At 62.6% G+C, this 14,394-nt stretch carries 15 protein-coding genes; all 15 read right to left on the bottom strand.

From position 1 onward, the window contains the following. Positions 1–31 precede the first annotated feature (31 nt). Positions 32–823, bottom strand: coding sequence for an amidohydrolase (locus APH25_RS13255; RefSeq protein ID WP_060482244.1), 792 nt, complete (start codon positions 821–823; stop codon positions 32–34). Further along, complete coding sequence (locus APH25_RS13260; RefSeq protein ID WP_060482245.1) at positions 811–1,959, bottom strand: pyridoxal phosphate-dependent aminotransferase; 1,149 nt, start codon at positions 1,957–1,959, stop codon at positions 811–813. Before APH25_RS13260 ends, APH25_RS13255 begins: the two co-directional genes overlap by 13 nt. A 158-nt stretch (positions 1,960–2,117) precedes the next feature. Then, a complete protein-coding gene (der, locus tag APH25_RS13265) occupies positions 2,118–3,581 on the bottom strand; it encodes a ribosome biogenesis GTPase Der (RefSeq protein WP_060482246.1) in 1,464 nt (487 codons plus the stop codon). 117 nt (positions 3,582–3,698) lie between these two features. Next, positions 3,699–4,841 (bottom strand): outer membrane protein assembly factor BamB, encoded by a 1,143-nt coding sequence (bamB, locus tag APH25_RS13270; RefSeq protein ID WP_060482247.1) that lies wholly within the window; start codon positions 4,839–4,841, stop codon positions 3,699–3,701. Further along, entirely contained in the window at positions 4,842–5,480 is a 639-nt protein-coding gene (locus APH25_RS13275; protein WP_060482248.1) for a tetratricopeptide repeat protein, read from the bottom strand. Between the two features lie 39 nt (positions 5,481–5,519). Then, on the bottom strand, positions 5,520–6,809 hold the full coding sequence (gene hisS, locus APH25_RS13280) for a histidine--tRNA ligase (RefSeq protein WP_060482249.1): 1,290 nt from the start codon (positions 6,807–6,809) through the stop codon (positions 5,520–5,522). A 25-nt stretch (positions 6,810–6,834) separates the two neighbouring features. Beyond that, entirely contained in the window at positions 6,835–7,944 is a 1,110-nt protein-coding gene (gene ispG / locus APH25_RS13285; protein ID WP_028631583.1) for a flavodoxin-dependent (E)-4-hydroxy-3-methylbut-2-enyl-diphosphate synthase, read from the bottom strand. 3 nt (positions 7,945–7,947) lie between these two features. After that, positions 7,948–8,949: a RodZ domain-containing protein gene (locus APH25_RS13290; protein ID WP_028631584.1), complete on the bottom strand. Its 1,002-nt coding sequence runs from the start codon at positions 8,947–8,949 to the stop codon at positions 7,948–7,950. Beyond that, entirely contained in the window at positions 8,946–9,707 is a 762-nt protein-coding gene (pilW, locus tag APH25_RS13295; protein ID WP_060482250.1) for a type IV pilus biogenesis/stability protein PilW, read from the bottom strand. The genes APH25_RS13290 and pilW overlap by 4 nt, the downstream gene beginning before the upstream one ends. 14 nt (positions 9,708–9,721) lie before the next feature. After that, a complete protein-coding gene (gene rlmN / locus APH25_RS13300; protein ID WP_060482251.1) occupies positions 9,722–10,867 on the bottom strand; it encodes a 23S rRNA (adenine(2503)-C(2))-methyltransferase RlmN in 1,146 nt (381 codons plus the stop codon). Positions 10,868–10,895: 28 nt separating this feature from the next. Continuing rightward, positions 10,896–11,321, bottom strand: coding sequence for a nucleoside-diphosphate kinase (gene ndk, locus APH25_RS13305; protein WP_028631587.1), 426 nt, complete (start codon positions 11,319–11,321; stop codon positions 10,896–10,898). Between the two features lie 88 nt (positions 11,322–11,409). Next, positions 11,410–11,610 carry a Fe-S cluster assembly protein IscX gene (iscX, locus tag APH25_RS13310; RefSeq protein WP_028631588.1) on the bottom strand — a complete coding sequence of 67 codons (201 nt, stop codon included), beginning with the start codon at positions 11,608–11,610 and terminating at the stop codon, positions 11,410–11,412. Between the two features lie 10 nt (positions 11,611–11,620). After that, positions 11,621–11,962 carry an ISC system 2Fe-2S type ferredoxin gene (fdx, locus tag APH25_RS13315; RefSeq protein WP_028631589.1) on the bottom strand — a complete coding sequence of 114 codons (342 nt, stop codon included), beginning with the start codon at positions 11,960–11,962 and terminating at the stop codon, positions 11,621–11,623. 3 nt (positions 11,963–11,965) lie between these two features. Continuing rightward, entirely contained in the window at positions 11,966–13,828 is a 1,863-nt protein-coding gene (gene hscA / locus APH25_RS13320) for a Fe-S protein assembly chaperone HscA (RefSeq protein WP_060482252.1), read from the bottom strand. 42 nt (positions 13,829–13,870) lie between these two features. Beyond that, entirely contained in the window at positions 13,871–14,392 is a 522-nt protein-coding gene (hscB, locus tag APH25_RS13325; RefSeq protein ID WP_028631591.1) for a co-chaperone HscB, read from the bottom strand. Positions 14,393–14,394: the final 2 nt, after the last annotated feature.

A 14,394-nucleotide genomic window follows, 5' to 3' on the forward strand; every position in this document is an offset into this window, starting at 1 on the left:
TAGCCCGGTACCTGCCGACAGCAGCCGCCAGTCAATGCAAGTCGAAGGTGTCGGCGTCCAGGTTGGCCGGGAATTTGGTGCGGTAAGCGGCCAACTCCGCTGCGCTGAGCACCACCGTGAACACGCCATCCGCCTCGCCCGCGCTCAACAGGCTTTCGCCCTGAAAATCCAGCACCTGGCTGTCGCCGGAATACGCAAACCCTTTGCCGTCGGTGCCCACGCGGTTTACCGCAGCCACATAGCACAGGTTCTCGATGCCCCGCGCCGGCAACAGGCGGTTCCAGTGCTGGCGACGCGCAGCGGGCCAGTTGGCGGTGTACAGCAGCAGGTCGGTGTCCTGGGCATCGCGGCTCCACACCGGGAAGCGAAGGTCGTAGCAAATCAGCGGGCGGATACGCCAGCCCTTGAGCTCGAACTGCACCTGACGCTCCCCTGGGGTGTAATGCTTGTGCTCACCGGCCATGCGGAACAGGTGACGCTTGTCGTAATGCAGGATCTCACCATCCGGCCGCGCCCACAGCAAGCGGTTGCGATGGCTACCGTCGGCTGCCTGAATGATGACGCTACCGGTGATCACCGCGCCGTGCTTCCTGGCCTGGGCCTTCAACCACTTGTAGGTTGGCCCGTTTTCCTGCTCGGCCAGGCTTTCGGACTGCATCGAAAACCCTGTGGTGAACATTTCTGGCAGGATCACCAGGTCCACCTCGCCCACTTGCTCCAGCAGCACTTCGAAATGCGCGTAGTTGGCCTCGCGGTCGTGCCAGGCGAGTGTGGTTTGCACCAAGGCAATTTTCAGATTCGGCAGCGTACTCAAATCGCGCATAGTTTCTCCGCTGCCTGGCGCAGCGTCTCCTCTCGTTTGGCAAAGCACAGGCGCACCAGGCGCTGCCCGGTGATGGCCTGCTGGTAGAACACCGACACGGGGATGGTCGCCACCCCGTGCTCGCGGGTGAGCCACAGCGACATCTGCACATCGTCCAGGTCGGGGCGTATGCGCGCGTAGTCCACCAGCTGGAAATAGGTGCCTGCGGTGGGTGTGAACGTAAACCGCGAACTCGCCAGTAAACCGCAGAAGAGGTCGCGCTTGGCCTGGTAGAACGCCGGCAACTGCTCGACATGTTCAGGGTGCGCGGCCATGAAGTCGGCCAGGGCACACTGCAGCGGGGTGACGCCGCAGAAGTTCACGTACTGGTGCACCTTGCGCAGTTCTGCGCTGAGCGCTGGCGGTGCGATCACGTAGCCGGTCTTCCAGCCAGTGACGTGGTAGGTCTTGCCGAACGAACTGACCACGAACGCGCGCCGGTACAACTGCTCATGGGCCAGCACGCTGGCATGGCGGACACCGTCGTACACCAGGTGTTCGTAGACTTCATCGCTGACCACGAACACGTCGCGCTCGCCGATCAGTGCAGCGAGCTGGTTCAGGTCTTCGTGAGTGACCAGCGCGCCGCTGGGGTTGTGCGGCGAGTTGAGAATGACCATGCGGGTACGCGGGCTCAGGGCATCCGCGAACCGCTGCCAGTCGATACGAAAGTCACCGTCACCAAGCTGCACGTGCACACAGCGCCCACCCGCCAGTTGCACGGAGGGTTCGTAGCTGTCGTAGCAAGGGTCAAAGACGATCACCTCGTCACCGGGGTGAACCATCGCCTGGATGGCGCAGAAAATCGCCTCGGTGGCACCGGGCGTGATGGTCACTTCCTGGTCGGCATCGACCTGGGCGCCATACAACCGCTGCACCTTGCCCGCCACCTGCTGACGCAGCGCAGGCAAACCGGTCATCGGCGAATACTGGTTGTGCCCGGCAGCCACATGGCGCCCTACCGCGTCGAGCAGCGCCTGTGGCCCATTGAAGTCAGGGAAACCTTGCGACAGGTTCAGCGCACCCGTCTGCGCGGCAAGCTGAGACATGGTCGTGAAAATGGTAGTGCCGACATCCGGCAGTTTACTGCTGATCATGTCTCCCCCCTTTCCTAGCGGCAAGCTACAAGCTTCAAGCTTCAAGCTTCAAGCTCCAAGCTTCAAGCCGTGAGCCGCGAGCTTGAAGCTGCAAGAAAAAGCAAAGATAACGCGGTCTGCTTTTACTTGCAGCTTGCCGCTTGCAGCTCGCAGCTGCTTTACCGCTTGTCGCGGCGTTTTTTCTCGGCTTTTTTGTGGTGGGACATCAAGCGGCGTTTCTTGTTGACCTGGCGGTCGGTCAGGGTGTTTTTCTTGCCTTCGTACGGGTTGTCACCACCCTTGTACTCAATGCGGATCGGCGTACCGACCAGCTTCAGTACCCGGCGGTAGGTGTTTTCCAGGTAACGGGAGTACGACTTCGGAATCTTGTCGGTCTGGTTGCCGTGGATCACGATCAGCGGCGGGTTGGCGCCACCCAGGTGGGCATAGCGCAGCTTGATGCGGCGGCCGTTGACCAGCGGCGGCTGGTGTTCGCTGACCGCATCCTCGAGGATCTGGGTCAGGCGGCTGGTCGGCCAGCGGGTGACCGCAGACAGGAACGCAGCCTGCACCGACTTGTACAGGTGGCCTACCCCAGTGCCGTGCAACGCCGAGATGAAGTGGATGTCGGCGAAATCGACGAAGAACAGCCGGCGCTCCAGCTCGGTCTTCACGTAGTCGCGCTCACCCGGCTCCATGCCGTCCCACTTATTCAGGGCGATGACAATGGCACGGCCCGCTTCCAGGGCAAAGCCCAGCAGGTTGAGGTCGTGGTCAACCACCCCTTCGCGGGCATCCATGACGAAGATGACCACGTTGGCGTCCTTGATCGCCTGCAGCGTCTTCACCACCGAGAACTTCTCGACTTCCTCGTGGATCTTGCCGCGCTTGCGCACACCCGCCGTGTCGATGAAGGTGTACTTGTCACCATCACGCTCGAACGGAATATAGATACTGTCACGGGTAGTGCCTGGCTGGTCGTACACCACCACACGCTCTTCGCCAAGCATGCGGTTTACCAGCGTCGACTTGCCCACGTTGGGGCGGCCGATGATGGCGATCTTGATCCCATCCTTCTCGCTCGGGCCCGGAATGCGCACGGCCTCTTCGCCTTCGGCCACGTCGGCGTCCAGCGCCTCTTCGACCTGGTCGCGCGGGATGTGGCCCAGCACGGCTTCCATCAAGGCGTTGATACCGCGCCCCTGGGAACCTGCTACCGGAATGGCATTGCCCATGCCCAGCGGCGAGAATTCGGCGCGGGCAACATCGGCGTCGATGTTGTCGATCTTGTTGGCGACCAGAATCGCTTCTTTGTTGCGCTTGCGCAGGTGCTCGGCAATCATCTGGTCGGCGGCAGTCATGCCGGCACGGGCATCCACCAGGAACAGCACATAGTCGGCCTCTTCGATGGCCATCAGCGACTGCTCGGCCATCTTTTCGTCCATGCCCACTTCGTCACCGGTAATACCACCGGTATCGATCAGGATGAAGGAGCGACCCTGCCAGCTGGCATCACCATACTGGCGGTCACGGGTCAGGCCCGACAGGTCACCGACGATGGCATCGCGGGTTTTGGTCAGGCGGTTGAACATGGTGGATTTGCCAACGTTCGGGCGGCCCACCAGGGCAATTACGGGAACCATTGGCTCTCCACTCTTGAATTCTTGAAAATGCAAAGGCCGCTGCAAGGCAGCGGCCGGAGTTCGGGCGGCGTGTCCTACGCCGCGGCCTGAAGCCCTATCAAGGCTTCAAGCATAGCTTCAGCGGATGGTCAGTGCCTCGAGCTTGCCGCTGTTGCCAAATACATAGATGGTGTCGCCGACCACCAGTGGTCGGGCGCGCAGGCCATCGCTGTCGATACGCTCACGGCCAACGAAGCGACCATCGACCTGGCTCAGCAGGTGCAGGTAGCCTTCGAAGTCACCCACTGCCACGTAGCTGCTGTACACCTCGGGGGCGGTAAGCTGCCGGCGAGCCATGGCATCGTTGGACCAGATGGCGCTGGAAGAACGCTCGTCCACCCCTTCGACGGTACCGGACGCTTCGCTGACGTAGACGTTGCCGAAGCCCTGGGCCACACCCACATAGCTGGAGGCGTCGCGCTGCCAGATCACGCGGCCGCTTTCCAGGTCCAGGCCCGCAACGCGGCCCTGATAGGTACTGACGTACAGGGTACCACCGGAGAGCAGCAACCCGCCGTCGATATCCACGACACGGTCCAGCTCGGAGCGGCCCTTGGGAATGGCCACGCGGCTTTCCCACACGGGTACGCCGTTGTTGATATCCACCGCAACCACCTTGCCGGTGGACAGGCCGGCCACGGCCAGGCGGTTGGTGGCGATTGGCGCGCCGGTGCCACGCAGTGTCAGCACGGCGGGGCTGCTTTCGTAGATCCAGCGACGATCACCGGTAGCCGCATCCAGGCCGATCAGGCGATCGTCCTGGGTTTGTACAACGACCACATCACCGTTGTTGGCAGGCGGCGCCAGTACTTCGCTGGTCACCCGCGAACGCCAGCGCTCTTCACCGGTGCTCGAGTCCAGGGCGATCACTTCACCCTTGAGGGTGCCGAGCATCACCAGGCCATAGCCCACGCCGACAGCGCCGGACACTGGCAGGTCAAGGTCCTTGTTCCACACCACGTTACCGGTGATGCGATCAAGGGCATAAACGTCGCCCTTCACGTCGGACGCGTAGATGCGGTCGTTTTCAATGGCCGGCACCAGGGTGTTGTAGGTTTCGCCCTGGCCGTCACCAATCGAACGGCTCCACTGCTTTTTCAGCACCACTTCCTCGGTGAACTTGGTCAGCTCGGCCGGGGGCAGTTCCTTCTTGCTGTTGCTGCTGCAACCTGCGGCCAGTACGGCCAAGGTCAGCACTGCTGCTTGTTTCCAACCGATCACTTACGCGTCCCCTTTGGCCAGATCATCCAGCTTCAATTGCAAGCCACCGACCGCCGCCTCGTCGGACAGCGCAGCCTTGGCTTTTTCGTAAGCGCTGTGGGCGTCGTCAGCGCGCCCCAGCTGCACCAGCAGGTCACCCTTCAACTCTTCACGGCTGGCCAGAAACGCCTTGTCAGCGTCACCGTCCAGCAGCTTCAGGGCATCCTCGGCCTTGTTCTGAGCAGCCATCACCCGGGCCAGGCGCTGGCGGGAAATCTCGCCCAGGGTGGTATCGGCGGGCTTGTCCACCACAGACTTGAGCTCGGCAGCGGCGTCGTCAAGTTTGCCGGTTTCTACCGCCACCTTGGCCACGAACAGGCTACCGTACTGGGCATAGGCGGTACCGCCGAACTCGCTCTTGAGCTTGCCGGCCAGTTCCGCAACCTTGGTCGCGTCAGGCTGGCCGCTAGGCGTCAGGCTGGTTTCCAGCAAGGCCTGGTACAGCTGCGAAGCACCTTGCGACTGGTTGTTCTGGTACTTGTGCCAGGTATTCCAGCCCAGCACCACCACACCCGCCAACAGGGCGCCGGTCAGCAGCGGCTTGCCGTTGCGGTTCCACCAGTCCTTGACCCCTACCAGTTCATCATCGGTACTCGACACCCCAATACTCCTTTTCGCCTATTCGCTTGTTGAACCGCGTTACGCCTGGGCGATCGCGGTTTCCAGGTGCTCTGCAAGAGCATCCCAGGCAATGTTCTGTTGTTCGCCCTGACCGCGCAGGGGCTTGAAGCCGATCTGCTGGCTGGCCAGTTCGTCGTCGCCGAGAATCAGGGCGAACAGCGCGCCACTCTTGTCGGCCTTCTTGAACTGGCTCTTGAAGCTGCCAGCACCGGCGTTCACCGCCAGGCGCAGGCCCGGCAGGCGATCGCGCAACTGTTCCGACAGGCGCAACCCGGCCAGCTCGGCCTGCTCGCCGAAGGCGCACAGGTAGACGTCAACCTGACGGCTGATGGATTCAGGCACCTTGCCGAGCGTTTCCAGCAGCAGGATCAGGCGTTCGATACCCATGGCGAAACCAACGCCGGGGGTCGGCTTGCCACCCATCTGCTCGACCAGGCCATCGTAACGCCCACCCGCACACACCGTGCCTTGGGCGCCGAGTTTGTCGGTGACCCACTCGAAGACGGTCTTGCTGTAGTAGTCCAGGCCACGCACCAGCTTGGTATTGAGCTGGAACGGGATACCGGCAGCGTCCAGGCGCGCCTTGAGGCCTTCGAAGTGCACCCGCGATTCTTCGTCCAGGTAGTCTTCGAGCTTCGGTGCGCCCACCAGTACCGCCTGAGTGTTCGTGTCCTTGCTGTCGAGGATGCGCAGCGGGTTGCTCTTGAGGCGACGCTGGCTGTCTTCGTCGAGCTGCTCCAGGCGCGCCGAGAGGAACTCGACCAGCGCATCACGGTAGCGGGCCCGTGCTTCGCTGGTGCCCAGGCTGTTGAGTTCCAGCTTGACCGCGTCCTGGATGCCCAGCAGGCCCCACAGGCGCCAGGTGAGCATGATCAGTTCGGCATCGATGTCCGGGCCGTCCAGGTTGAACACTTCCACACCGATCTGGTGGAACTGGCGGTAGCGGCCTTTCTGTGGGCGCTCGTGGCGGAACATCTGGCCGATGTACCACAGTTTCTGCACCTGGCCGTTGCCGGTGATGCCATGCTCCAGCACCGCACGTACGCACGCTGCCGTGCCCTCGGGGCGCAGAGTCAGCGAATCGCCGTTGCGGTCCTCGAAGGTGTACATCTCCTTTTCGACGATGTCGGTCACTTCGCCGATGGAGCGTTTGAACAGCTCGGTGAACTCCACGATGGGCGTGCGGATCTGGCTGTACCCGTAGGTGTCCAGCAGGCCGGCAACGGTACCCTCGAAGTAGCGCCACAGCGGCGACTGTTCTGGCAGGATGTCGTTCATGCCACGGATGGCTTGCAGCGATTTGCTCACGAATAGTCCTTACGAATTCTGTGTATCAGCCACGGGCAATCAGTGCCGCGTCGGCTTCGGCCTTTTCGGCCGCTTTCTGGCGAATGAGCTTTTCCAGCTCATCCACCAAGTTGTCATTGGTGAGCTTCTGTGCCGGCTTGCCGTCGATGTACACCAGGTTCGGCGTACCACCCGTCAGGCCCACATGGGATTCCTTGGCTTCACCGGGGCCGTTGACCACGCAACCGATTACTGCAACGTCCAGCGGTACCAGCAGGTCTTCCAGCCGCCCCTCCAGCTCGTTCATGGTCTTGACCACATCGAAGTTCTGCCGCGAGCAGCTCGGGCAGGCGATGAAGTTGATGCCACGCGAACGCAGGTGCAGCGACTTGAGAATGTCGTAACCGACCTTCACTTCCTCGACCGGGTCGGCCGCAAGCGAAATACGGATGGTATCGCCAATGCCTTCGGCAAGCAGCATACCGAGGCCCACCGCAGATTTCACCGTCCCCGAGCGCAGGCCGCCGGCTTCGGTGATGCCCAGGTGCAATGGCTGCACGATCTGCTTGGCCAGCAGGCGATAGGCTTCGACGGCCATGAATACATCGGAGGCCTTGACGCTGACCTTGAAGTCCTGGAAGTTCAGGCGATCGAGATGCTCCACATGGCGCAACGCCGACTCTACCAGCGCAGCCGGGGTCGGTTCGCCGTACTTCTTCTGCAGGTCCTTCTCCAGGGAGCCTGCGTTGACGCCGATACGGATCGGGATACCCCGGTCGCGGGCGGCATCCACTACAGCCCGCACACGGTCCTCACGGCCGATGTTGCCCGGGTTGATACGCAGGCAGTCCACACCCAGTTCGGCCACGCGCAGGGCAATCTTGTAGTCGAAGTGGATGTCGGCCACCAACGGGACGCTGACCTGCTGCTTGATGCGGCCGAAGGCCTCGGCGGCGTCCATGTCCGGTACCGAGACGCGAACGATGTCGACGCCGGCATCGACCAGACGCTGGATCTGCCCGACGGTAGCCGCCACATCGTTGGTGTCGGTGTTGGTCATGCTCTGTACTGCAATGGGGGCATCACCACCCACCGGCACATTGCCGACCCAGATTTTGCGGGATTCGCGACGTTTGATCGGGGATTCGCCGTGCATGAGTTACTGTCCCAACTTCAGGCGAGCGGTTTCGCCACTGGTGAACGGGGCAACGTCGACGGGCTGGCCGTTGTAGCTGACCTGGGCGCCACGGGCAAAGCCCAGGCGTACCGCGAAGGGCGGCTTGCCGGTCAGTTCGAGGTTGTCCCCCTTGCGCTTGATGGCGCTGAACAGCACCTTGCCGTTGCCATCGGAAACCTGGGTCCAGCAATCGGCCACGAACTGGATGGCGACCTTTGCACTGCCCGCTGGCACGGCGGCTGGTTGAGCAGCGGCCTCGGCCGATGGCGCAGGGGTAGCCGGTGCACTGGGTGCCGCCACGGTTGGGCTGACGGTGCTGGGGGCAGGTGCCTGTTGCACCGTGGCCGGGCTGCTGGCCGGGGCCGTGGCGGCCGCAGGCGCCTGTTCGGCAGTGGCGGCTTGCTGGCCGGCCGTGTTCTGCTCCAAAGGCAACGGCGCGCTCTCGGGCTGCTGCCCTGCCGAAACCGCCTGGTCTTCAGGCTCATCGAGCGGGTGGATCTGGGTGGTGCCGTCTGCGCTTTCGACCTCGACGTGTTCAAGGGCGATCTTCGACAGGTCCTTGCCACGCTGGCTGCCCTGGTCCTGCCACCAGGCGAAGCCGCCCCCTACCACCGCCAACAGCAGCAGCAGGCTGACGCCGCGCAGAATGTTATGGGACAGGCGCATGGGCTCCTCGATGCGGCCCAGCGAGTGCACGTCGCTGCCCTTGGCGTGGGTGCCGGTGTAGCGGTCGAAGGCCTCGACCAGCGCGGCCTGGTCCAGGTCCATCAGCTTGGCGTAGGCACGGATATAGCCACGGGCGAAGGTGTGCCCCGGCAGCTTGTCGAAGGCGCCGGTTTCCACATGGTTCAACGAACTGAGGGTGAGGTTGAGCTTGCGGGCCACCTCGGCTTGGGACCAGTCCCGTTTTTCACGGGCCAGGCGCAAAAGCTCACCGGGGTTCTGGCCAGGCGCTACGGCTACTTCGGGATGCGCGGCGTTCATCGTTGCTCCGACAGGTATTGCTGATATTCCGGCGTACCGGGATAAAGTCGTTGTAATTGCTGGCCCAGCTCGGCCAATGTGCCTTGTTGGTCGAAGACCCTGGCAAGGCGGCTACCCAGCAACAAGCTACGGGCGTCGTGGTCGCTCAGCTGGCTGAAACGATCGTAGTAGTCCCGGGCCGGCACATAATGCCTGTTTTCGTAGGACAACTCAGCCATTTCCAGCAAGGCTTTCGGCTGCCGTTGGTCCAACTGCAGTGCTTTGTGCAAATAGGCGTGCGCCTGGTCGCGGCGATTGAGCCGCAGGGCAGTCAGGCCGAGGTTCTCGAACACACGCGAGCGCTCAGGATACAGGGTATCGGCGCTGGCCAGGCGAAACATCTGCTCGGCCTCGGCAAATCGCCCCTGAGCATAAAGGAAACTGCCGTAATTGTTGCGAATTCGTGTGGTGCCGGTACTGGCCTGCAGGGCCTGGCGAAAATGCCGCTCGGCCAGGGCGGGCTCACCTTCAGCCTGGTAAACCAGCGCCAAAGCCGCGTGGGCATCGCTGTCGTGGTTGTCCAGTGCCAGCGCCTGGCCCAGTGGCACCTTTGCCTGCCCGGTCAAACCCTGTTGCAAATAACCCAGGCCCAGCTGCACGTAGGCGCGCCCCGCTTGCGCCCTGCCCTCGCGGCTGGCCAGCGGGTCGCCGGTGCCGCCCGACACGCAACCGGCCAGCAGCAGGAGCGCAAGGATCGACAGCGCGGCGCGCAGGGTCATGGGCAAAGTACCGGTCAGTGGCTGGCGGGGCTGTCTTGGCGCTCCACATCAGCCGAAAGCTGACGCACGGCAATGTAACGCTCGCTGCGGCGGGTGCGGTCGTTGACCTGGCCGACCAACTGACCACAGGCCGCGTCGATGTCTTCGCCACGGGTGGTACGGGTGGTAACGTTGAAACCACCGTGGTGCAGCATGTCCTGGAAGCGACGAATGGCATTGTTGCTCGGCCGCTCGTAGCCCGAGTGCGGGAACGGGTTGAACGGGATCAGGTTGATCTTGCACGGCACATCGCGCAGCAGTTCGATCATCTGTGCAGCATGCTCGGGCTGATCGTTGACATCCTTGAGCAGCGTGTACTCGATGGTGAGCACGCGCTTGCCACCCAGGGTGTCCATGTAGCCCATGCACGATTGCAGCAGCATCTTCAGCGGGTACTTCTTGTTGATCGGTACCAGCTTGTTGCGCAACTCGTCGTTGGGCGCGTGCAGCGACAGGGCCAGCGACACATCGATGTGCTTGGCCAGCTCATCGATCATCGGCACCACGCCCGAGGTGGACAGGGTGACGCGACGCTTGGAGATGCCGTAGCCAAGGTCATCCATCATGATTTTCATGGCGGCGATGACGTTGTCGAAGTTAAGCAAGGGCTCGCCCATGCCCATCATGACCACGTTGGTAATCGCGCGGTCGATCTTGGCGGGGACGGTCCCGAAGGATTTGTTGGCAAGCCACACCTGGCCGATCACTTCGGCGGCAGTGAGGTTGCTGTTGAAGCCTTGCTTGCCGGTGGAGCAGAAGCTGCAGTCCAGGGCACAGCCGGCTTGCGACGACACGCACAGGGTGCCGCGATCGTCGGTAGGGATGTAGACGGTTTCGACGCAGCTGCCGGAGGCAACGCGGATGACCCATTTGCGGGTACCGTCAGCGGAAATGTCTTCACTGACCACTTCCGGTGGGCGAATTTCGGCAACGGCCTCGAGCTTTTCGCGCAAGACCTTGCCGACGTTCGTCATGGCGGCGAAATCATCGACGCCAAAATGGTGAATCCATTTCATCACCTGGCCGGCACGGAAGCGTTTCTCCCCGATCGAGTCGAAGAATTGTTCCATTTCCGGCTGGGTCAGACCCAACAGGTTGATTTTGCCAGTAGATGTCGTCATGGATTCACCCTCACCCGTAAGCTTTCGCTTAGCGAGTGGTTACCTCGGTAGCAGCGAAGAAGTAAGCGATTTCGCGAGCAGCAGCAGCTTCGGAGTCCGAACCGTGAACGGCATTGGCGTCGATGGACTCGGCGAAGTCGGCACGGATGGTACCGGCGGCAGCTTCTTTAGGGTTGGTGGCACCCATCAGCTCACGGTTCTTGGCGATGGCATTCTCGCCTTCCAGAACCTGAACAACTACCGGGCCGGAAGTCATGAAGGCAACCAGGTCACCGAAGAAGCCGCGCTCGCTGTGCTCGGCGTAGAAGCCTTCAGCTTCGGCCTTGGACAGTTGCTTGATTTTCGAGGCAACGATTTTCAGGCCGGCTTCTTCGAAGCGGCTGGTGATCTTGCCGATGACGTTCTTGGCAACGGCGTCAGGCTTGATGATGGAGAAGGTACGTTGAACAGCCATGGATAACTCCAGAATATGAGTGTTGCGAAAAATTAAACCCGCGAATTATACGCGGGTTCCGGGGGATTGCCTAACCTGCAGATAACGCTTAATCGGCTTCGTCGATCCAGGCGGCCTGGATAGCTTCGAGCACTTTCTCACCGCCGCGTGACGGATCGTCGCTGAAGCCTGGCAATGCCAGCACCCAGCGGTGCAGGTCGACGAAATTCACATAACGAGGATCAACGTCAGGCTTGCTTTCTGCAAGCTCGATGGCGATATCAAGTACATCAACCCATTTCAGACTCATGTACTGGCCCTCAGTGCGGTGCTTCGGCAGCATGGTTGAGCGAATACTTGGGGATCTCGATGGTGAGGTCCTGGTCCTTCACCACCACCTGGCAACCCAGGCGCGACTGGGCTTCCAGGCCCCAGGCCTTGTCCAGCATGTCCTCTTCCAGCTCGTCGGCTTCTTCAAGGGAGTCGAAGCCCTTGCGCACGATGCAGTGGCAGGTGGTGCAGGCCTTGACCCCACCACAGGCACTTTCCATCTCGATGTGATGATCGTGGGCCAGCTCCAGGATATTGGTCCCGGCCGGCACCTCCACGGTCAGCCCTTCAGGGCAGAACTTCTCATGCGGCAGGAATGTCACCAGCGGCATCGATTACTCCTCGATCTCATTCAGGTTGCGCCCGGCCAGTGCGGCTTTGACCGTCGAATCAAGGCGACGGGCGGCAAATGCATCGGTCACCTGCGACAGACGCTTGGTCTGTTGCTCGATGGCAGCGCCATCAGTGCCGGCCAGCAAATCACGTAGTTCTTGCATCTGGAATTCGATAGCCTGGCGCTCTTCGCCGCTGAGCAGGCGCTCGCCATCGGCGTCCAGGGCGCCTTGTACCGCCTCCAGCAGGCGCTCGCCGTCCACCTGGTGCTCGCGCAGCTGACGTGCCTGCTTGTCGGTGCCGGCATGCTGGAAGGAGTCTTTGAGCATGCGGGCGATTTCACCGTCGGTCAGGCCGTAAGACGGCTTCACCTGAATGCTCGCCTCCACGCCCGAGGCCAGTTCGCGCGCCGCGACGCTGAGCAGGCCATCGGCGTCCACCTGGAAGGTCACGCGGATTTTCGCAGCACCGGCAACCATGGCCGGAATGCCGCGCAGCTCAAAACGGGCCAGCGAGCGGCAGTCGCTGATGAGCTCGCGCTCACCCTGCAGCACGTGGATCATCATGGCCGTCTGGCCATCCTTGTAGGTGGTGAATTCCTGGGCGCGGGCCACCGGGATGGTGGTATTGCGCGGGATCACCTTCTCCATCAGCCCGCCCATGGTCTCAAGCCCCAGGGACAGCGGGATCACATCCAGCAGCAACAGCTCACCGCCTTCGCGGCGGTTACCGGCCAGGGTATCGGCCTGGATGGCAGCGCCAATGGCCACCACCTGGTCGGGGTCGATCGAGGTCAGCGGGGCACGGCCAAACAGCGTACCCACCGCCTCGCGCACGCGCGGCACGCGGGTAGAGCCGCCCACCATGACCACGGCGCTGACGTCTTCGAGTTCCACACCGCTGTCACGCACGGCGCGGCGGCAGGCCTTGAGGCTGCGGGCGACCATGGGCTCGATCATGGCGTCGAAGGCCGCTCGGCTGAGCTCGCCCTGCCAGGCGCCATGGCTGACCGCGACCACGTCGGCGTCGGTGAGGGCTTCCTTGGCCGCGCAGGCAGCTTGCAGCAGGGCACGCTGGGTAGCCGGGTCGAGGTCGGACGACAGGCCCGCCTGCTCGATGATCCAGCCAGCAATGGCATGATCGAAATCGTCACCGCCCAAGGCAGTATCACCGCCAGTGGCCAGCACCTCGAACACACCTGCGGTCAGGCGCAGGATGGAGATATCGAAGGTACCGCCACCCAGGTCGTAGATGGCCACCACGCCTTCGGCGTTCTGGTCCAGGCCGTAGGCCACGGCAGCGGCAGTAGGCTCGTTGAGCAGGCGCAGCACGTTCAGGCCGGCCAGGCGCGCAGCGTCCTTGGTAGCCTGGCGCTGGGCATCATCGAAGTAGGCAGGCACGGTAATCACCGCACCCACCAGGTCGCCGCCAAGGGTAGCCTCGGCACGCTCGCGCAGTACCTTGAGGATGTCCGCCGACACTTGCACCGGGCTCTTGGGCCCCTGGACGGTATCGATGAACGGCATGTGCGACTCGCCGCCAACAAAGCGGTAGGGCAGTTGCTCACCCAGTTGCTTGACGTCGGCCAGCCCACGCCCCATCAGGCGCTTGACCGAGAGCACGGTATTGAACGGGTCGCTGGAGGCGGCATCACGTGCAGCCTGGCCGACTTCGCTGCGCCCTTCGAGGTAGCGCACCGCCGACGGCAGAATGACATTGCCCTGCGCATCGGGCAGGGGTTCGCTGACACCGCTGCGCAGTGCAGCGACCAGAGAATTGGTAGTACCCAGGTCGATTCCCACCGCCAGGCGGCGCTGGTGCGGCTGAGGGGTTTGACCGGGTTCGGCAATCTGCAGTAGGGCCATGCTTATCTGAGTACCTTAGGTGCCATCACGGGCAGCACCGGGTTAATCGTCGAGGCGCTCTTCGAGTTGGCGCACTTCTTGGGCGAGCTTGTCGAGGAACTGCATGCGGCGCATCAGGCGCTCGGCCTGCTCGCGCTCTGCAGCAACATCCCAGCAGGCGGCGAAATCGTCGTTCAGCGTGTCCTGGGCAACCTTCAGGCGCTTCTTGAACACGGCAACGCCGTCGAGATCCGCTTCATCCTGCAGCTCTTCGAGCTCTTCACGCCACTGCATCTGCTGCAACAGGAAGTCCGGGTCGTGGACCGTGACTTCCTGGGGCACTTCGTGGCCACCGATGGCCAGCAGGTAGCGTGCGCGGCGCGGCGCGCTGCGCAAGGTCTGGTACGCATCGTTGAGGGCTGCGGACTTTTCCAGCGCCACGCGCTGCTCACGCTCGGAAGCGTCGGCAAAGCGATCAGGATGAACATCACGGGCCAACGCGCGATAGCGAGTGGCCAGCTCGTCGAGATCCAGGCGGAAGCTTGGCTGCAGGTCGAATAATGCGAAGTGACAAGGAGTACCCACGG

Origin of the sequence: Pseudomonas sp. NBRC 111119 (genome assembly GCF_001320125.1) — a bacterium.
Taxonomy (GTDB): Bacteria; Pseudomonadota; Gammaproteobacteria; order Pseudomonadales; family Pseudomonadaceae; genus Aquipseudomonas; species Aquipseudomonas parafulva.

Coding starts and splice junctions, on each gene's coding strand:
- APH25_RS13255 (WP_060482244.1), bottom strand. CDS start 823: ATGCGCGATTTGAGTACGCTGCCGAATCTGAAAATTGCCTTGGTGCAA.
- APH25_RS13260 (WP_060482245.1), bottom strand. CDS start 1,959: ATGATCAGCAGTAAACTGCCGGATGTCGGCACTACCATTTTCACGACC.
- der (WP_060482246.1), bottom strand. CDS start 3,581: ATGGTTCCCGTAATTGCCCTGGTGGGCCGCCCGAACGTTGGCAAATCC.
- ispG (WP_028631583.1), bottom strand. CDS start 7,944: ATGCACGGCGAATCCCCGATCAAACGTCGCGAATCCCGCAAAATCTGG.
- APH25_RS13290 (WP_028631584.1), bottom strand. CDS start 8,949: ATGAACGCCGCGCATCCCGAAGTAGCCGTAGCGCCTGGCCAGAACCCC.
- pilW (WP_060482250.1), bottom strand. CDS start 9,707: ATGACCCTGCGCGCCGCGCTGTCGATCCTTGCGCTCCTGCTGCTGGCC.
- rlmN (WP_060482251.1), bottom strand. CDS start 10,867: ATGACGACATCTACTGGCAAAATCAACCTGTTGGGTCTGACCCAGCCG.
- ndk (WP_028631587.1), bottom strand. CDS start 11,321: ATGGCTGTTCAACGTACCTTCTCCATCATCAAGCCTGACGCCGTTGCC.
- iscX (WP_028631588.1), bottom strand. CDS start 11,610: ATGAGTCTGAAATGGGTTGATGTACTTGATATCGCCATCGAGCTTGCA.
- fdx (WP_028631589.1), bottom strand. CDS start 11,962: ATGCCGCTGGTGACATTCCTGCCGCATGAGAAGTTCTGCCCTGAAGGG.
- hscA (WP_060482252.1), bottom strand. CDS start 13,828: ATGGCCCTACTGCAGATTGCCGAACCCGGTCAAACCCCTCAGCCGCAC.